Source organism: Clostridium sp. (assembly GCF_032576335.1).
GTDB lineage: Bacteria > Bacillota > Clostridia > Oscillospirales > Acutalibacteraceae > Faecalispora.
Window position 1 is genome coordinate 86,146 of record NZ_JAWFXC010000007.1, and the last position, 17,859, is coordinate 104,004.

A 17,859-nucleotide genomic window follows, 5' to 3' on the forward strand; every position below is an offset into this window, starting at 1 on the left:
GGTGTCCTCCAAAAAAAAACGTTTCTTTTTGTGAGAAAATAACAATGTTCACACAAAATTTAATACTATTAATAGATAAAAAAGAGAACGGAATCGTTTTCGATTTCCGTTCTCTTATAAAAATTCAATAAAGAAAAAGAATTTGAATTATTACTAAAGTTTTGTAAAAATGTTCTTATGATGAATTCAATAATAAAGATAGTACCATGTATAAAAAATTAAATATTGAATTAATACTGCGATAATCATTAATTAAAATCCTTATTCTCAACGATTTTGCAAGAAACAAGGTAAGAGATGAAAAAACAAAGAATAGAGGCTCCAAAAGCAGCATAGCACAGAAGAATAACACTCTGGTCAGTTAGGGTAGGTGGTGCTATAGACAGATTCTGAAGCAAAAATGCCAACAAAAAGAAAGAGGCAAAAACGACCATTAGCAGTATTCTTGTAGTTTGAGTACCAAAATGGTAAATAAACGGAAGCAAAAAGCTGATTAAAATAAGTGAAACCGTTATGGATGCAGCTATTTGAAGTAATATTTCTAAACTAAAAACGGAGCCAAAGGCAATGTAAAAAAGGATGGATAAGCCTATAGCAGAAATAAGCACAAGCAGAAGAAAAACATAACGTCCTCTAACGAGTACACGCTTGCTAACCGGTAGCGATAGTGCGAAAATGTTCCAGTGGCAGGTTTCATCATACGTAAATAAGTTAAAAGATAGAAATATCGTAAAATAAATAGATATAAAAGAGAACAATCCCCCGTTGAGTATAGAGAGGTTTGAACGCATTGCCAAGGATGCAGTAAATAAAAGGATGATGATAATGCCAAAGGATGTAAGGCTGCGTTTTGAAATCATAAAATCTTTTAATAGTAGACCTTTCATTGGTTATGCTCCTTTCCGTAGAAGACCATGATGTCATCAATGCCGGCGGCATCAACAACAAGATCAGGATGTTTTTTTTGAAAATCCGTACGGTTTGCGACCAGAGCCTCACAGCCAAAGGAATTTTTGCGGTTGCGGAGGTACTCCTGCTTTGGCAGCTTTGAGAAATCTTGCGCACTACACTTTACAACACCGTAAGAGTCCAGAATCACATCCTTAGAATCGCTGAGAAGTACCTTGCCGTCATGAATAAACGTAACATAGTCTGCGATTCGCTCTAAATCTGCCGTGATATGCGATGAAAAAAGGACGGCATGATCCTCGTCTTGAATGAAATCCAGCAGCAAATCGAGTATTTCACTGCGAACGACGGGGTCAAGACCGCTGGTGGCTTCATCCAGAATCAACAGGCGAGGGTGGTGTGCCAATGCAGCGGCGATTGAGAGCTTCATTCGCATTCCTTTGGAAAAGTCTTTTATTTTCTTTTCTTTTGGCAAATTGAATTCTTTTATATAAGATTGGTACAAAGGTTCATCCCAAGTTTGAAAGAAATATTTTAAAAGACTGCTAATGTTTTGAGAATTAAAATCGCCCGGGAAATAACTATCGTCGAAGACAACGCCAATTTGTTCTTTAATTTTGCGTTCATGCTTTTTTAAATCAAGCCCAAATACTTTTATTACTCCTCCGTTTGACTGCATCTCATTTAAAATTAATTTAATGGTGGTGGTTTTACCAGCTCCATTTTCGCCTACCATTCCCATAATACTTCCGCCGGGAACCGAAAAGCTGATGTCTTGTAAGGAAAATGATTTAAAGTTCTTTGTTATGCCACGAACCTCTAATAGATTGCTCATATAGATTCTCCTTTGTATAAACGGTTGAGAAGGTCGGAAAGCTGTTCTTGCGAAATGGAAGATAATAACGCAAGCTGAACTGCCTTTGAAAGGTGATTTTTCACTTGGCGTAAGTGCTCTTCTTGGATCGCACTTACATTGCGAGTGGCAACAAAACTTCCCTTGCCTGCTCGTGTGATTAAAAAGCCATCCCGCTCCAAATCTTCATAAGCTCGTTTTGTTGTAATAACGCTAATACGCAGCTCTTTTGCTAGAACGCGCATCGATGGTAAAGCATCCCCTTCTTTTAGTGCACCGTTGATGATTTGATTCTTAATTTGATGTGTAATTTGTTCATAGATAGGCCTGGTGTCGGAGTTGCTGATTAAAATATCCACATAGCTCTCCTTTCTGCATACTGTATATACACTATATACACAGTATACTCACTAAAAAGAAAAAAGTCAACTCTTTTCTCGTTATTACTTTCAGTATATTATTTATTATAATTTACAATTTGTGATGAAAATCGACCTAAAATAAAAGAAAATAAAAAAAATATGGAAAGCTTTCTCTTTTGGGAGAAAGTTTTTTTATTTTGTCTGGGGGATTCATAACCAGACGATTCATAGCAGAGAAAGCACAAGATTGTTACAAAAGATGAAAGAAAGGGAAAAGCACCCCGAATAGAAGAGTTTATGGAAGAAACGGTTTATCAGAAAATCGAAGTAAATAGCAAATAAAAAGAGAAAGGAGCTTACATGACACAACCCAATAAATCAAAACGTAAAATTATGCGTGGTTACGATAAGCTGGCGTTTGGTGGCATTTCTGATGCAGTGTGGCTTATGTGTTGCGATGACCCCAATGTTCTGGAAATACGCAAATTGGATTTATTTAATGTAGCAGAAATAAAGCGCCCAAAGGGCGGTGGTATGGAAATCAAGTTTTTTGACCGCATTAAGGCTATGCAGTGCCTAGAGCAGCTAAGTGATGAGCGTGAACAGGGAGCGGGTGATTTTTACCGAGCTTTAGAGCAAAGTGTGGGCTGCTTTCAGGCGGATTCTTCAGAGGGGGATTGAGCTTGGTGTTTCATCCGTTCTCGCAAAAGCAGCTTCAGGCATTGAGTTGGTGGTGCAACGGCAGTCCTTATGAGCAGTACAGTGCCGTAATATGTGACGGAGCGGTGAGGAGCGGGAAAACGCTATGCCTTAGCATCTCTTTTATAGCTTGGTCCATTTACCGATTTGATGGTCAATCCTTTGCTCTTTGCGGGAAAACCATTCGTTCGCTGCGGCGGAATTTGGTGATGCCGTTACTGCCGGTGCTTAAGGAAAATGGATTTGAATGTACCCTGCGGCTTTCTGAAAACATGCTGACGATTTCGGCATGTGGGAGAGAAAACCGTTACTTTTTATTTGGCGGTAAGGATGAATCGTCCTGCGCACTCATACAAGGGATGACACTGGCAGGGGTTTTGTTTGATGAGGTGGCATTGATGCCTCGCTCATTTGTAGAGCAGGCATTGGCTCGCTGCTCGGTAGAGGGTTCAACTTTTTGGTTTAACTGTAACCCGGAAAACCCCCAGCATTGGTTCTACCGAGAGTGGATTATGAATGCGGCACAAAAAAAGGCATTGTACCTTCATTTTCAAATGGAAGATAATCCTTCCCTCTCAAAGGCGATGCTCGAGCGCTACCGCGGTTTATATTCTGGAACGTTTTACCGGCGCTTTGTACTGGGGGAATGGGTGGCGGCAGAGGGACTTGTGTACCCTTTTATGACGAAGGAGCAATTTTGCCCCGTGCCCAGCGATGCGTTCGAGCGTTATATTATCTCGTGTGATTACGGTACAGTGAATCCCTCGTCCTTTGGGTTATGGGGGGAACAAAAAGGTTGCTGGTACCGAATTGCAGAGTATTATTACGATTCGCGCAGAGAGGGCTTTCAGCGAACGGACGAAGAGCATTATACCGGTTTGTGTAAGCTTGCCGGAGCACGAAGAATTGATTGTGTGGTAGCTGACCCCTCTGCGGCCAGCTTTATGGCAGTGATTCGCCGGCACGGGAGCTACCAAGTGTTACCGGCGAGAAACGACGTGGTGGATGGGATACGGCAGGTTGCGGCGGCTCTAAAGGATGGGCAAATTCGCATCTGCGACACATGTGCCGATGCAATGCGGGAATTTTCACTTTACCGTTGGAGCTCGGATCACACCAAAGATACACCAATAAAGGAAAATGACCATGCCATGGATGACATTCGGTATTTTACCGCAACAATATTACAACAAGACGCGTTAGGCTGCTATGCGATAGCCGCCCCGCGCCGGACAGGAGAGTACGATGGGGTGGTTTAGAACGAAAAAGAGCTCTGCTAACATTCCCACCGCACAGACGGCTTTACGTTCTGAGTGGCAGGCGGGCTGGAATTGGAACCGGTGCACACCGCTTTCCGGCGGAGAGCAGCGTTTGTACGGCACACTACGAGAGTCGGTTCCGCTTATATCAGCTGCGCTGGAAAAGACAGTAAGGCTCATTGGTACCTTTTACGTGGATTGCCCGGAGGCCTGCGCCCGGCGAGCATTGGATGCGTTTCTAAAGCATGTGCCAGTAGGTACGGCGCAAACCGGAATTCAGGCATTTTTGAGCACCTATTTGGATCAAATGCTTACCTATGGTACTGCTGTGGGTGAAATTCTATTGAGGGCAGATGCTTCCGATATTGCGGGGCTTTACAATGCGAGGCTGGAGCATTTGGAGCTTCATCGTGGAGAAAACCCTCTGGGAGTGCAGCTTTGCGTTCGTGGGCAGTCCGGTGAGTTGGTGCCGGTACGCCGCCCGGATTTGGTGCTGTTTTCTGCACTAAACCCTCAGCCGGGAGAAGTACGAGGGGTATCTATTTTAAGGGGTCTCCCGTTCATGGGCGAAATCTTAATGAAAATCTACCATACAATCGGCGTGAACTGGGACCGTGTGGGAAATGCCCGTTTTGCGGTAACCTATAAGCCTTCCGGGGAGGGGGACCGTGCATTCGGCGCGGAGCGTGCCCGGCAGATTGCGGAGCAATGGAGCCGCGCCATGCAGCCGGGAGCCGGTGTAAGCGACTTTGTTGCCGTTGGCGATGTGAGCATTCGTGTAATAGGAGCAGATAACCAGATTTTAGACAGCCAAATTCCGGTGCGTCAGCTTTTGGAGCAGATTGTTGCAAAGCTTGGTGTACCGCCGTTTTTACTGGGGCTATCTTGGTCCTCTACGGAGCGGATGTCCTCCCAGCAGTCGGACCTTCTCACCAGTGAGCTGGAGAGCTACCGCCGTCTTTTGGAACCGGTGATTGAGAAAATATGCCGCTTGTGGCTCTCAATGAACGGGTACTCCGAGCGCATGGAGATTGTATGGGAGGATATTAGCTTGCAGGATACGGTTGACCTTGCAGGCGCAAGGCTGAAAAATGCGCAGGCCGCAAAGCTGGAATGGGACGTGCAAAAGGAGAAAGAGGGGAAAGAATGAGAGAGGGTTATGTATTAAAAAGTGCTGGGGCAACGGCATCTGCACAAGAGATGGAGCAAATAAGCCGTTATACAAGGCGAGAGTTTTCCCCAGAAGAGCTGTATGTGTTTTCAGTTGTATTGTGCGATAACGAGATTGACCGTGACTTTGAACGGTTTACCATTCCAGCACTGGAGCGGCTGGGCGAGCTTTTTCTTGGCAAAACCGGTTTGTTTGACCACAGCATGAAAAGTGCAGACCAGACCGCACGCATTTTTTCTACGCATATCGAGACGGACGCGCAGAAAAAGACGCAGGCAGGTGAGCCGTACACACGGTTGGTAGCAAGGGCATACCTGCCAAAATCCGAGAAAAACGGAGATTTGATTCTAGAGCTGGAGTCGGGGATTAAAAAAGAGGTGAGCGTTGGCTGTGCGGTTGGGAAGACCCTTTGCTCCATTTGCGGGGCTGACCGCAAGACCCAAGCGTGTACGCATGTAAAAGGACACCGTTATGATAATAGCGTTTGCTGTACGGTACTGGAGGGACCTACTGACGCCTATGAATGGTCGTTTGTGGCGGTACCGGCACAGCGGCAAGCCGGAGTAATCAAAGGCTTTTTACCAGAAAGAGAGGGTGAAATGGGGATGGAACAAATTCAGAAAGCGTTGCAGTCAGGGCAAAGCGTAACGCTTACCGCTGCACAGGTAGGTGAGCTCTCAAAACACATGGAACGATTGGAAGCGCTTGCAGAAAGCGGCAGGCAGTACCGCGAGAGTGTAAGCAAAAGTATTGTAAGGCTATGTGCGCTCAGCCAAACGGGAATCCCTTCAGAGGTGATGAGCCGAGCGGTAAAAAGCATGGAACTGGATGACCTGATTTTGCTGGAGAAGTCGCTCAAGCAAAAGGCCGCCGATGCAATGCCGATGCGCGCACAGCTGATGCAGGAACCACAAGCTGCGGCGGCAAGCGGGAACGACGTATTCCGTATTTAACAATATAGGGGAGGACTAAAAATGAAAGTGGAACTAAATGGATTTGGAGAAAAGATGGTTACCTTTGAGGCGGCACAGGGAATTGCAGCGGGTATGCCAGTGATGATGAGCGCAAACGGAAAGGTTGCTCCCTGTGCGGCGGGCAAGCTGTTTTGCGGTATCGCGGGAAATGTTCGCGGCGAATTTGCCGCCGTTCAGCTATCTGGTTATGTAAAAGTTCCCTATTCCGGTACGGCACCTGCAGTAGGTTACCAATCTTTTAGCGGAGATGGAACTGGAAAAGTGAAAGTGGACTCTGCCGGAAGACCGCTTTTGGTAGTGGATGTAGATACCGCCACAGCCGTGTGCGGCATCATTCTGTGAGAATAAAAGGAGGAGATAAAATGGCTTTTTACGATACATTAAAATTGGAAAAAGGAATGTACGGTGCCGGTAAGACCTTTACCCAGAACTTGGAGGAGCTTGACCCCTCTACCCATTATGAGGGTAGTTCCCTTGCAGGGCTAGACGCCTACCAGCGGCAGCTGAAGCGTTTTGACATTCGCATAGGCGGAGCGGGTTCGGATACCGTTGAAAAGTTTTTTCAAACAAGTGACAGTGCTGCGTTGTTTCCCGAATATGTATCTCGTGCAGTTCGCCAAGGGATGGAGCGGGCAGACCTGCTGCCGTCCATTGTGGCGACGGTTACAAAAATCAATTCGATGGATTACCGCACAATTACGTCTGACCCTCTGCCGCGCGAAAAAGAACTTTTGCCGGTTGCCGAGGGCGCGCAAATCCCCCAGACTGTAGTGAAAACACAGGAGAACCTCGTGCGCCTGCACAAGCGTGGTCGTATGTTGGTTGCCTCCTACGAAGCACTGCGCTTTCAAAAGCTGGATTTGTTTACTGTAACTCTGCGGCAGATTGGTGCCTACATTGCCCGCGCTCAATTAGAGGACGCAGTGAATGTGCTGCTTGACGGTGACGGTAATGCGAACCCCGCACCAGTTACAGAGGTTAGCGGTGCCTTAGCTTATAAGAATGTAATTAGCCTGTGGAGTGCATTGCAGCCATATGAGCTAAATACCATTTTGGCATCAACTCCTGCGGTGGAGGATATTCTGAACCTAAAAGAATTTCAGGATTCCAAAGCCGGATTGGATTTTCAGGGTACTGGAAAGATGGCTACCCCACTGGGTGCGAAGCTTCTGCATGTTCCCTCGCTTTCCGGTAACCGCATGATTGGTATTGATAAAAATTGTGCATTAGAGATGGTGCAGGCCGGTGAGGTGCTAACAGATTCTGATAAACTGATTGACCGCCAGCTCGAGCGTGCTTCTATTAGTGTGATCGCCGGATTTGCTAAAATATTTGCCGGTGCTAGCCGAGCTGTAAGCTATACCGGAGAATAAAAAAGGAGGGGAAGCCGATGAATTTGCCAGCAATACAAGAACGTTTCCTTTGCCTTTCGGGGCTTTCCCCGCAAGAAGCACAGCCGTGGCTGGGGTTATGTGATGAGGCTATGCAAGAATTGCACACGCAGGTGCTTAGTGAGCCAGAAAGCGCGGCGACGTTGCTGAATGCCGCCGCTGCCGCACTGGCCTTTTACCGCTTTACGGTGGCGCAGAGCAGTGGGCCGGAGAGTGAGTTTACAGCAGGTGAGGTGCGTGTGACCAAAAGTCTTGCCGGGATGGAAGCGGCTCGCAGGTTGTGGCAGGAGGCTCGCAAGGCAGCCTCCCCTTACCTGTGCGATACCGAATTCTATTTTAAGCAGGTACAGTCATGAGGCGGGCGGCTTTTGTTCGCCGTATGCTCCGGCAATATGGCAGTAATGTAACCGTAACAGCAGAAAATACAGAGCCTAAAACGGTGTATGCGCTAATTCAGGCGATGAATTACAAAAACAAGGTTTCTCCGAAAGAAGTTTGGATGCCGGAGGGGTATTTTGATAATTCCCACTTTTCTTACATTGGTCCGCCGGAATGTCGGTTAGACCAAATGAGAGGAGCGGTTTTGAGCTGTTCCGAAAATAACTACCAAGTCATACGTGCACAGAGCGTTGAGGTGGGGAACCAAATTTTATATCTATGGGCGGTTTTAAAGGAATTGCCGGGGGAGGAAACAGATGGCGGATTTTGATTTATTGGAACAAGAGTTACTTCGGCAGTTAACAGAAAAGGAGTCCCTTCGGGACATTTGCTTTTCAAAGGCTTGGGAAAAGCGCAGAGGGAAAACAGAGGGGTTAAACGCATGTCTAAAAATTCTTCCGGTTCGCTTTGTTCCGGCTTCACTGGATGAATCTCTGCGTCGGGCAGAGCTTACGGTGAGCCTTTGGATTTCTGCTTCACGAGAAATGGGTGCCAATGCGTGTGTGGACGCATTCTCACGCATCAGCGATGTGCTGTTGTTTGGAAATAATGGTTTATGCTTACAGACCATCTCCTGCGGTAAGGTGGAATATTCCGATACAACAGTATCGTATCGTATGAATGCGGAGGTAGGTATGACCGCTTATTGTAAGGAAAGCAGGGGTTAAGATGGAGCTGTTACTACCCAAGCGCCAGAGTGTTTCGATTGAGCTCAATGGGAACAAAATAGCGGCTGCCAGCTCAGTAAAATGCGTATGTGTAAAAGAACGCAAGGCAATATACGCTTTTGGCGAGGGCGAGCCGGTCGCCTATTTGGAGCGCGAGCCTTCTTACCGGCTAGAGCTTTCTCAGCTTTGTGTTCCAAGTGAAGGTACTAGCCAATCATCTCTTTTGGAGTTTACCGATTTTCGGCTGATTACAGTACAGGATGGCGTACGAACGGTGTACAGTGGGTGTGAATGGCAGGAGTATACCGAGCAAGTAGAAGCCGGGGATGGCTTTTTAGCGGAGCATGCAATCATTACAGCCCGAAAAAGGCGAAGAGAGGAAGATGCGGTATGAACCAGAATTTGAGTGCGGCAGATGATTCTACCGCAGTGCAGGAAAGAGAAGAAGCGGAACGCATCAGCCGCGCTTTAGAGCGAGATTATCGCCGTTACCCTCACCTATTTTTGGAAGGGGAGTTGGTATGAAGCTGCAACCAATGAAATACGGGGAGTATGTTTGGCCGCATAACCCAGAAAAGCTAACGGTTACTTGTCGCAGAGAAGTGAAAGAGCTTCACGCGCCGTTTTCCGGGAGTATTTTACAGGATTACGGTGTTCAAAAGCGAGTGGTTGAGGGCGAGGGCGAGTTTTATGGTGGGAACTGTATCACCCAATTCCAGAAACTATATGCTGTACTTGAGAAAACCGAACGTGATGTGCTAACTCTGCCGAATGTACCCCCATTTTACGCACGATTCCTATCTCTCGAGATGATTGGCAACCCCGAACCCGATTTGGTGCGCTACCGCTTTGTGTTTTGGGAGGACGGCACTGCCGATGCAGTACAAAACTCACTTTCCGGACAGTTTTATGAATGTGCAGAGGGCGATGACTTGTGGAAGATAGCCACCAGTTATTCTGTAACGGTTGACCAGCTTTTGGAGAAGAACCCGCATATCCGTTGGCCGAACTACCTGCAAAAAGGGGAAAGGCTGGTGATTCCGTGATATTTGAGGGAATTACCGCATTGGGAAAGGTGTATTCACTTGGTACTCCGCTTTCCGTTCATATAACCAAGGGGTCGGGTGCTCCGGCAGACGAGTTCGTTGGGGAGTTTTCATGGAGTGCTCTGCCTCCCTTGTACCGCTTGCGTGTTTTAGATGGTCAGAAAGTCATCTTTTATGGCCCATTGGATGTTCAGCAAGATAGGCATTCTTCCAAAGGAGATTTCGTACGGGTTGAGGGGCGCAGTATGGCGGCGCTGCTTCTAGATAATGAAGCTGTGCCGCAAATGTATTATTCCCCTCCGTTTTCTACGGTGTTTTCGCGCCATGCTGTGCCTTATGGTTTTTCACAGTACCACGTTCCAAAGGGAACGGTGAAAATTGGTGATTTCACAGTCGCAAAGGGAATGAGCGAATGGCAGGTGCTCGAAAGCTTTTGCCGCCGTGCGTGGAACGCGGTTCCCACAATGCAGGATGGCGATATGTTAACCATAGGAAAGGATGAGCAAGAAGTCCCACTTGTATTTGGTGATTTGGGACTAGGGCTCGGTTACCTTTCCAAAACAAAAACAAGTCGTGAGTTCGAGAGAATTAGTGAGGTTCTCACCCGTAACCCCCAAAATGGCAGGTATACGGTTTCATATAAAGAGGAACAAGCGCTGCGCGATGGAATTCGGCGCCGCCGCTGTATGACGACAGCAGCAAACGGGAGACAGGTGCTTGACAATGCAAACCAAAAGTCACTTGAATATGCTTGGGTATTGCCGGGGTGGCCGAATATACAGCCGGGGAAAAAAGCAGAGATAAACGACTGCTATTTTGGCCACTTGGAGGGCCTAACGGTGTGGAGCGTTAAGTGTTCATTGGATGCTACAGGAATGGTTTGCAGTGTTACCCTGCGACAATCGGGTTGAAGGAGGGGATAAAATGTGGCTTACAGAAAAAATGGCAGAATCGAAAGTAACGGGAGAAGTGTTTTCTGGTGAAGTGACAGGCGGGCAAAATGCCCAAGTGGCGGTACAGGGAGAAAACGAGTACCGCGAGCTTGCGCTTGCGGCACCTTGGGGGATTGCCTATCTGCCTCCTACGGGCGCTCGAGCGGTCATCCTTGGTGGTGGGGAGCAACCTGTTTGCGCCGGCACGATTGTGGAGAACAGCGAGCTTGAGCCCGGTGAGCTGCTATTGTACTCTGCCGGAGGGGCACGAATCTGCCTGAAAAACAGTGGGGAAGTTATTATAAATGGGCAGACCTTTGCCAAAGTGGAGGAATAATAATGGATACAAAGCTGGAAAATGGGGATTTTGAGGTAGTGGCAAACGGTTTGCCGCGTTCGGTTACCGGGAAAGAGGAGCTACTGCAAAGAGCTACCATTCGCCTTACTGTACCGCGGGGCAGCTTTTCGTATGATCCGTCCCTCGGCAGTAAATTGCATACGTTGGTATTGTCGGGTTCGGACTTAAACGCTAGAGCGCGTGAACTGGTAGAAGAGGCACTTGCACCTCTACCGGGAATTTCGGTGGAGCAGGTTTTGTGTACGCCGCTTGGAACACGCCGCGCACGACTGACTGCTGAGCTTTCGACCTCCTTCGGGTTAGGAACAATTTCAATGGAATTAACGGGCGAGGAGGGGTGAAATGGAGAGCTACGATTCCGTATTAAAAAGAATGCAGAGTAGCTTTGAGGGGTTAGCAGGTTTTTCAGCAGACGATGCATCGGACTTGGGTATTCGAATCAAGGTATTGGCAGGTGAGGTCTATTCCTTGCTTTGTGGAATTGAGTGGCTCAAAAAACAGATATTCCCCCAAACGGCACAGGGGGAATATCTAGAGATGCACGCCGCACAGCGTGGGCTTACCCGAAAGAGTGCGGTGCCGTCTAGCGGTACGCTTGTTTTTGGGCGATCAAGCACCCTGCCGTACGATGTTTTGATTCCTAAGGGAACGGTATGCTCTGTCTCTGGTGAAAACAGTCTGCGATTTGAAACAACCAAAGAGGTTACACTCACGGCGGGTTCCCGCACGGTACAAGTCCCTGCAGTAGCACAGCAGGGTGGTAAACCCACAAATACGGCGGCAAATACGGTGACACTTTTACTTACCCCTCCGGCAGGAATTGAAAGTGTTTATAACCCAAGTGCGTTTACCGGGGGAACCGATGAAGAAAGTGATGAGGAACTGTGCAAGCGGCTGCAAAAAAGCTATGAGGTATTGCCCAATGGCACAAATGCAGAATTTTACCGCAGCTTTGTGGTGCAGTATGATGGAATACAATCTGCCAGTGTAGTGCCAAGGGCGCAAGGCACAGGAACGGTTGCAATTTATGCTGCTGGCAGGGGAGCAGCACCCTCTGCCGAGCTTCTTTTCAATATTCAGGCGGAGCTCAATCGCCTGCGTGAAATAAATGTAATTGTAACGGTATTTGCAGCACAATTGGTGGCTTTTCCAATCTCCCTATACATTGACCCTGCGCCCGGCTGTACGCTCGCGGCGGCAACGGCACAGGCGATACATGAAATGGAGTCTTACTTTGAACAGCTTTCGGTTGGGGAATCGGTCATATTGGCTCAAATCGGTAAGAGGCTGATGGATACTGGTCTAATTCGAAATTATCGTTTTGATGATACCTTAACCAAAGATAAAAAAATGGAGCTTTCACAGCTTGCGGTACCAGACCCTATTTATGTTCAGCAAATGGGGAGCGTGGTATAAATGAGGGCGATGGATTCGCTGAAAAATAAATTGCTGCCTCTACGGCTTTATCGGTTTGACGGCAATACCCGTGTGGAGGCGGAGCTTACCGCTGCAGCGGCTGGGCTGGATTTGGTCTACCAGGCACTCGAGGAATTGACCCAGGAAGCATTTCTTCCCACCGCGCAAGAATTAGGGCTTGCGATGCGAGAGCTTTCTTTTGGTTCGGAACGAGCCGATTTGCCAACGGAGCTTCGGCGCGAAATGCTCTTGTACCGTGGCGCGGTAACCGTAAATGACAACACAAAGCAAAGCCTCGAGCAGGCTTTGCAAAGCATTGGTATTCGTGCAGAGCTTTGGGAGGTTCCCGAAGAGCAAAAACTGTATGTGCTTAGCCATGAGGTGCTTGATCAATCGGTTACACGGTACCGTTTAAAGCAGGCGGCCTTGCAGCTATTGCCCGCACACTTGGACATTCTATTTGATTTTGGAAAGATTACATGGTCTTATATAAAAAATACGGAAAAACCGTTTCAGGAGCTAGAGAATTCCGGTTATACCTGGGCGCAAATTCGAGAACTGGAATAATGGAAGGAACTGGAGGAAAAACAGGATGCCATCTACGAATAAAACGCCCAAGCTGGGGCTAAATAGCTGGGTAGAGAGTGATAAACCAAGGTGCGAAGATTTTGTGCAGGATAATATGATTTTAGATACCATTCTCGGTGAGCACTTTGCAAATGAAGTGCAGCATTTAAACACCGCAGATCGCCTGAAATTAAATGAGGGCTTGGTAGTCGGTAGCCGTACGGGCACCGGAGCCGAAGAGGTCGCCATCACGCTTGATTTTGAGCCAAAACTTTTTCTAATATATGCAAAGGATAAGCCTGTTTTGGAATCGAATTTTACCAGTAGTTATACAATGGTAAACTATGGTGTGGCTACACAATGGGGTAGCACCGCCGGACTGGCAATGAGCGGCAAGAAAGTAACGTTAAAGCAGAGCAAAACCACACCGGAGGCAGGTAGTGCACAACTGAATCTTAACAAGTTGTATGGGCAGTATATTTATGTGGCAGTGCGTTAACGGCAATTGACGAACTGGAATTTTTATACTATGATAAGGTACAAATTATTCTCGGATGTGGTTAAAGTTCCGGGTTGTGGATAGGAGTTTATATGGAACTGTTTGAAAATGAGATTCGCCCGGAGCGAGCGCTTTTGGTGGCGGTAGATACCGGTGATTACGATGTGCAGGCTTCCATGGCGGAGCTGTACGAGCTAACGCGGAGCGCGGGTGCAGACCCGATTGGCTCCATGGTGCAAAAGCGCCCATCACCGGATAAAGCTACCTGCGTTGGCTCCGGTATGGCAGATGATATTGCCGAACACTGTAAACAATATGAAATGGATTTGCTCATTTTTGACTGCGAGCTTTCGCCTACTCAAATCCGCAATTTAGAAGCGCTGACGAATGTGCGTGTGATTGACCGCACCATGCTTATTCTCGATATTTTTGCCGCCAGGGCAAAATCAAAAGAGGGTAAGCTTCAGGTAGAGCTTGCACAGCTTCGCTATTTGCTGCCCCGGCTAAGCGGCAAGGGTATTTCAATGTCTCGCTTAGGGGGCGGTATTGGTACACGCGGCCCTGGTGAAACAAAGCTGGAGACCGACCGACGGCACATTCGCCGGAAAATTGAGAATTTAAAGGAACAGCTCGATGAGGTGGAGAAGCACCGCGAGCAGATTAACCGTCGCCGCCAAAAGGATGGCATCATTACCGTTGCACTGGTCGGCTATACCAATGCCGGCAAAAGCACTCTAATGAACTACCTTACACAGGCGGGTGTATTGGCCAAAGACCAGTTATTTGCAACGCTTGACCCCACAGCCCGTGCTTTAAAGCTACCAAGTGGTGTTACTGTGATGCTGATTGATACCGTTGGTTTTGTACGCAGACTGCCTCACCACTTAATTAATGCGTTCCGCTCTACACTGGAGCAAGCAGCGTTGGCAGATTTGATTTTGAATGTTTGTGATGCGTCGAGCCCGGAAGCGCAAACACACCTTGAGGTAACTCGAACTCTATTATCTGATTTGGGGTGCAAAGACCGCCCAATGATTCCGGTACTGAATAAGTGCGATTTGGTTCCCGAGCTGGATGCCGTTCCCATGATTGGGAATGCCGTGCGTATTAGTGCGTTCACCGGAGCAGGAATGGGCGAACTGCTGGAAACCATTGAGCGTAATCTACCGGTTCGCACGGTACTGGTTGAGGCCTTACTCCCTTTTTCAGAAAGCGGACTAGCCGCACGCATCCGCAAGGATGGCGTTTTGCAGGAAGAAGTGTACACGGAAAATGGGCTGAAGATTATTGCGAGGGTAGGGCCGGAGCTATTGCAGCTGCTTTCGGACTATTTAATTGAACCAGATCTTGAGTAACATACATGGCATAAAAAAAGACACCCAAGGGAACCAAGTTCCTTTGGGTGTCTTTTTTGTTTAATTATTGATTGATGCTTGGTTTTTCCGAAGCATTAAATAATTTTCTAATATGATAGTCGCGGCTACTGCATCCACCACGGCTTTTCGGCGTTTACCGCGCGTGTCTGTTGCGTTGAGGTAATTGTGTGCCGTAATCGTGGTGCCGCGCTCGTCACAGAAAGCGACGGGAATTCCGCTTTCCTGCTCAAGCTTTGCACCAATCGCTCGGGCATTCTGTGCGCTTTCGCCCTCGCTGCCGTCCATATTGCGGGGCAGGCCAATTACAAACAGCTTGGCTCCGTTCTGCTTTGCGGCATCAATAATGGCAAGGCACAGCCTTTCTTGGTTGTGCTCCTGTACCACTGTAAGCGGGCTGGCCAATCGTTCGCCTTCGTCGCATATAGCTAGGCCGGTGCGTGCCTTGCCCAAATCCACTGCTAAAATTTTCATGGCAGGCCCTCCGTTTAAAATTAGATAGTAAATAAAGATTTACATGACCTCGTTGGGCGGGTTTACTCAACGATTCCGTAATGTATTTGCGCCTGTGGGCGATTACTCCTTGCGTGTCCAATCACGCGGGTTAATCACGGAGGCTTCTCCCTGTAAATGAGAGGAATCATTCTTTAGAACGATAGTGGAACAAAGCGCATCATCAAAATCGACAATGCTTACAGCGGTATTATCGCTCCAATCCATATCATTAAGCTGCTCAATCGGCCAGCCCTCTGCGCGGCAAAGAAAGTTGCGAATAGCACAGCCGTGGCTGGTAACTGCAATGGTCTTGCCCGGGTTTGCCTTTACAAGCTCAATCACGGTGTTCCAAATACGGTCGTACATTTCCCGCATGCTTTCGCCCTCTTTGGAGGAGAACTTGTACGGCGATTTCCACCAGATTTCTTCCATTTCGGGGAATTTCTCAGGCAGGTCCATCCACGGTACCCCTTCCCATTCGCCGCCGTTTAGCTCAATTAAGCCCGCATCCTGTAAAATGGGCAGGTTGTGGTACTGGTTCACTGCTTCGGCAGTTTGGTACGCGCGCACTAGAGGGCTGGAGTACACCACATCAATGGGTGTGTTGCGCAGGCGCAGTGCCAGCAGTTCAAGCTGACGGCGGCCATTTTCGGTAATTGGAGCATCTGTGTGCCCCTGAAAAATCTTTTTTACGTTTCCCTCCGCCTCACAATGGCGGATTAAGATTACTCTGGTCATTCGCTGCTCCTTTTCATTGTTGTTACCAAGGCTTTACGCCACCGGTAAGTTCCGTAACGGAAGAAATTCCGTTTTGCTCCATATATTCGTTCAGCCCCTTTAAAATGGAGAGAGGCGCTTTGGGGTCGCTAAAAAACACTGTACCGATTTGCAAGGCACTCGCGCCTGCAAGCAGCATTTCCACCGCATCCTGCCAGCTGGAAATACCACCCATGCCCACTACGGGGATTTTCACACGGGCGGCTGCCTGCCAAACCATGCGAACCGCTACCGGGAACACCGCTGGGCCGGAAAGCCCGCCTGTATTGTTGTGCAGAATCGGGCGGCGGCTTTTAATATCAATCCGCATTCCAGTTAAGGTGTTAATAAGGGAGATGGCGTCTGCTCCGGCGCTTTCCGCCGCGGCTGCAATGTCGCCAATATCCGCCACATTGGGGGAGAGCTTTACCATCAGCGGTTTTTTACAATAGCGGCGAACTTGTGCAGTAATTTCTTCTACGCCCGCACAGGAGGTGCCAAAGTGCACGCCGCCTTGCTTCACATTTGGGCATGAGATATTCAGCTCAACCATATCTACAGCAGAACCGGATAGCCTCTCCGCCATTTCGCAGTATTCGGCGGGTGTATTACCGGCAATGTTTGCAATAATGCGTGTGCCTTGTTGGGAGAGCCAAGGCAAATCCTTTTCCAGAAAAGCGCCAACCCCCGGATTTTGCAGCCCCACTGCATTGAGCATCCCGCTGGGGGTTTCTGCAATACGTGCCGGGGGGTTGCCTGCCCGCTCTTTGAGTGTGATTCCCTTGCAGGAAATACCGCCAAGGGTAGAAAGCGGGAAAAACTCTTGGTATTCATGGCCGAAGCCGAACGTGCCAGAGGCTGCAATCAGCGGGTTTTCAAATGTAACTCCGGCAATGGTCACTTTTAAATCTGCCATGCTTTATTCCTCCCACACAATGCTCCGGCTGTCAAAAACCGGGCCGTCCTTACACACGTGGCCGTAAACCTCTTTGCCGTCACGCTGAATCTTACAGGCACAGCCAAGACAGGCACCCACGCCACAAGCCATCCGCTCTTCCAGAGAGAATTGTGCGGGTATATTTTTCTCCTGCACCAGCTTGTCCAATGCTTTAAGCATGGGCTTGGGGCCGCAGGCAAAGAGCACATCGGTTTCATCTGCATATTGGCGTGCACAGTCTGCCACGGTTCCGTGAAAGCCCATGCTGCCATCGTCGGTTGCGATGAATACACGGCAGCCCGCCAAAGCGAAGTCGCGAGCTAAAATAACAGATTCTTTATTGCGAAAACCGAGAATCACGGTTGCGTTGCTGCCAAACTGCTTTGCCGCCGCGAGCAGAGGGGGGACGCCAATGCCGCCGCCCACAAACAATGCCTTGCGGCTGGTGTCGCCAAGCTCAAAGCCGGTGCCAAGAGGGGCGAGCAGGTCAATAAAATCGCCAAGGTGTTTCTGGCCAAGCAGCTCTGTTCCTTCCCCTCGCTCTTGGAACACAAGGCGCAACGTTCCGTTCTCTGCGTCAATATCGCATATTGAAATCGGGCGGCGCAACGTTTTGCCTGGAACAAGCACATGAACAAACTGCCCCGGCTTTGCGGCGCGGGCAAAGTCCTCGGCATCCACAATCCAGTCGTGAACACCGGGTACGGGCTGCTTCTTATAAATGATTTCACATTGCATGGTATCGTATTTCATAGG

26 protein-coding genes are annotated in these 17,859 nt (G+C 48.4%); 19 read left to right on the forward strand and 7 right to left on the reverse strand.

Annotated features, from left to right (window positions below):
- Nucleotides 1–248: 248 nt before the first annotated feature.
- From E7L17_RS09990 to E7L17_RS10000, 3 genes are read right to left on the reverse strand one after another with little or no spacing between them, the layout of a single operon-like run.
- On the reverse strand, nt 249–887 hold the full coding sequence (locus E7L17_RS09990; RefSeq protein ID WP_316323095.1) for an ABC-2 transporter permease: 639 nt from the start codon (nt 885–887) through the stop codon (nt 249–251).
- Entirely contained in the window at nt 884–1,744 is an 861-nt protein-coding gene (locus E7L17_RS09995; protein WP_316323096.1) for an ABC transporter ATP-binding protein, read from the reverse strand. The genes E7L17_RS09990 and E7L17_RS09995 overlap by 4 nt, the downstream gene beginning before the upstream one ends.
- A complete protein-coding gene (locus tag E7L17_RS10000) occupies nt 1,741–2,121 on the reverse strand; it encodes a GntR family transcriptional regulator (RefSeq protein WP_316323097.1) in 381 nt (126 codons plus the stop codon). Before E7L17_RS10000 ends, E7L17_RS09995 begins: the two co-directional genes overlap by 4 nt.
- Before the next feature lie 363 nt (nt 2,122–2,484).
- Between E7L17_RS10000 and E7L17_RS10005 the strand changes: the two genes are divergently transcribed.
- The 19 genes from E7L17_RS10005 (at nt 2,485) to hflX (ending at nt 14,897) form a co-directional block, all read left to right on the forward strand.
- Nucleotides 2,485–2,805 carry a hypothetical protein gene (locus E7L17_RS10005; protein ID WP_316323098.1) on the forward strand — a complete coding sequence of 107 codons (321 nt, stop codon included), beginning with the start codon at nt 2,485–2,487 and terminating at the stop codon, nt 2,803–2,805.
- 2 nt (nt 2,806–2,807) lie between these two features.
- A complete protein-coding gene (locus E7L17_RS10010) occupies nt 2,808–4,082 on the forward strand; it encodes a PBSX family phage terminase large subunit (RefSeq protein ID WP_316323099.1) in 1,275 nt (424 codons plus the stop codon).
- Nucleotides 4,069–5,232: a serine/threonine protein phosphatase gene (locus E7L17_RS10015; protein ID WP_316323100.1), complete on the forward strand. Its 1,164-nt coding sequence runs from the start codon at nt 4,069–4,071 to the stop codon at nt 5,230–5,232. The genes E7L17_RS10010 and E7L17_RS10015 overlap by 14 nt, the downstream gene beginning before the upstream one ends.
- The gene (locus E7L17_RS10020) at nt 5,229–6,206 is read left to right on the forward strand and encodes a hypothetical protein (RefSeq protein WP_316323101.1); all 978 of its coding nucleotides are present in this window, start codon (nt 5,229–5,231) and stop codon (nt 6,204–6,206) included. The genes E7L17_RS10015 and E7L17_RS10020 overlap by 4 nt, the downstream gene beginning before the upstream one ends.
- A gap of 21 nt (nt 6,207–6,227) precedes the next feature.
- Nucleotides 6,228–6,569, forward strand: coding sequence for a hypothetical protein (locus E7L17_RS10025; protein WP_316323102.1), 342 nt, complete (start codon nt 6,228–6,230; stop codon nt 6,567–6,569).
- A gap of 20 nt (nt 6,570–6,589) precedes the next feature.
- Nucleotides 6,590–7,600, forward strand: coding sequence for a phage major capsid protein (locus E7L17_RS10030; protein WP_316323103.1), 1,011 nt, complete (start codon nt 6,590–6,592; stop codon nt 7,598–7,600).
- Between the two features lie 17 nt (nt 7,601–7,617).
- Nucleotides 7,618–7,974, forward strand: coding sequence for a hypothetical protein (locus E7L17_RS10035; protein ID WP_316323104.1), 357 nt, complete (start codon nt 7,618–7,620; stop codon nt 7,972–7,974).
- Nucleotides 7,971–8,327: a hypothetical protein gene (locus tag E7L17_RS10040; RefSeq protein ID WP_316323105.1), complete on the forward strand. Its 357-nt coding sequence runs from the start codon at nt 7,971–7,973 to the stop codon at nt 8,325–8,327. The genes E7L17_RS10035 and E7L17_RS10040 overlap by 4 nt, the downstream gene beginning before the upstream one ends.
- Nucleotides 8,314–8,724 carry a hypothetical protein gene (locus E7L17_RS10045; protein ID WP_316323106.1) on the forward strand — a complete coding sequence of 137 codons (411 nt, stop codon included), beginning with the start codon at nt 8,314–8,316 and terminating at the stop codon, nt 8,722–8,724. Before E7L17_RS10040 ends, E7L17_RS10045 begins: the two co-directional genes overlap by 14 nt.
- A gap of 1 nt (nt 8,725) precedes the next feature.
- The gene (locus tag E7L17_RS10050; RefSeq protein WP_316323107.1) at nt 8,726–9,118 is read left to right on the forward strand and encodes a hypothetical protein; all 393 of its coding nucleotides are present in this window, start codon (nt 8,726–8,728) and stop codon (nt 9,116–9,118) included.
- Nucleotides 9,115–9,249, forward strand: a complete 135-nt coding sequence (locus E7L17_RS10055; protein WP_316323108.1) for a hypothetical protein — start codon at nt 9,115–9,117, stop codon at nt 9,247–9,249. Before E7L17_RS10050 ends, E7L17_RS10055 begins: the two co-directional genes overlap by 4 nt.
- Nucleotides 9,246–9,770: a LysM domain-containing protein gene (locus E7L17_RS10060; RefSeq protein ID WP_316323109.1), complete on the forward strand. Its 525-nt coding sequence runs from the start codon at nt 9,246–9,248 to the stop codon at nt 9,768–9,770. The genes E7L17_RS10055 and E7L17_RS10060 overlap by 4 nt, the downstream gene beginning before the upstream one ends.
- Nucleotides 9,767–10,681, forward strand: a complete 915-nt coding sequence (locus tag E7L17_RS10065; protein ID WP_316323110.1) for a hypothetical protein — start codon at nt 9,767–9,769, stop codon at nt 10,679–10,681. Before E7L17_RS10060 ends, E7L17_RS10065 begins: the two co-directional genes overlap by 4 nt.
- Before the next feature lie 13 nt (nt 10,682–10,694).
- Nucleotides 10,695–11,039: a hypothetical protein gene (locus E7L17_RS10070; RefSeq protein ID WP_316323111.1), complete on the forward strand. Its 345-nt coding sequence runs from the start codon at nt 10,695–10,697 to the stop codon at nt 11,037–11,039.
- Between the two features lie 2 nt (nt 11,040–11,041).
- Nucleotides 11,042–11,401 carry a histidine kinase gene (locus tag E7L17_RS10075; RefSeq protein ID WP_316323112.1) on the forward strand — a complete coding sequence of 120 codons (360 nt, stop codon included), beginning with the start codon at nt 11,042–11,044 and terminating at the stop codon, nt 11,399–11,401.
- A 1-nt stretch (nt 11,402) separates the two neighbouring features.
- Nucleotides 11,403–12,476: a baseplate J/gp47 family protein gene (locus tag E7L17_RS10080; protein WP_316323113.1), complete on the forward strand. Its 1,074-nt coding sequence runs from the start codon at nt 11,403–11,405 to the stop codon at nt 12,474–12,476.
- Complete coding sequence (locus E7L17_RS10085) at nt 12,477–13,043, forward strand: hypothetical protein (RefSeq protein ID WP_316323114.1); 567 nt, start codon at nt 12,477–12,479, stop codon at nt 13,041–13,043.
- A 25-nt stretch (nt 13,044–13,068) separates the two neighbouring features.
- Complete coding sequence (locus E7L17_RS10090; protein WP_316323115.1) at nt 13,069–13,542, forward strand: hypothetical protein; 474 nt, start codon at nt 13,069–13,071, stop codon at nt 13,540–13,542.
- A 92-nt stretch (nt 13,543–13,634) separates the two neighbouring features.
- Nucleotides 13,635–14,897 carry a GTPase HflX gene (gene hflX / locus E7L17_RS10095; protein ID WP_316323116.1) on the forward strand — a complete coding sequence of 421 codons (1,263 nt, stop codon included), beginning with the start codon at nt 13,635–13,637 and terminating at the stop codon, nt 14,895–14,897.
- 60 nt (nt 14,898–14,957) lie between these two features.
- Here the strand turns inward: hflX and ruvX are convergent, their stop codons facing one another.
- The 4 genes from ruvX to E7L17_RS10115 form a co-directional block, all read right to left on the reverse strand.
- The gene (gene ruvX / locus E7L17_RS10100) at nt 14,958–15,389 is read right to left on the reverse strand and encodes a Holliday junction resolvase RuvX (RefSeq protein ID WP_316323117.1); all 432 of its coding nucleotides are present in this window, start codon (nt 15,387–15,389) and stop codon (nt 14,958–14,960) included.
- Between the two features lie 102 nt (nt 15,390–15,491).
- A complete protein-coding gene (locus E7L17_RS10105; RefSeq protein ID WP_316323118.1) occupies nt 15,492–16,148 on the reverse strand; it encodes a histidine phosphatase family protein in 657 nt (218 codons plus the stop codon).
- Nucleotides 16,149–16,170: 22 nt separating this feature from the next.
- On the reverse strand, nt 16,171–17,082 hold the full coding sequence (locus E7L17_RS10110; protein ID WP_316323119.1) for a dihydroorotate dehydrogenase: 912 nt from the start codon (nt 17,080–17,082) through the stop codon (nt 16,171–16,173).
- A 3-nt stretch (nt 17,083–17,085) separates the two neighbouring features.
- Nucleotides 17,086–17,856 carry a dihydroorotate dehydrogenase electron transfer subunit gene (locus E7L17_RS10115; RefSeq protein ID WP_316323120.1) on the reverse strand — a complete coding sequence of 257 codons (771 nt, stop codon included), beginning with the start codon at nt 17,854–17,856 and terminating at the stop codon, nt 17,086–17,088.
- Nucleotides 17,857–17,859 lie beyond the last annotated feature (3 nt).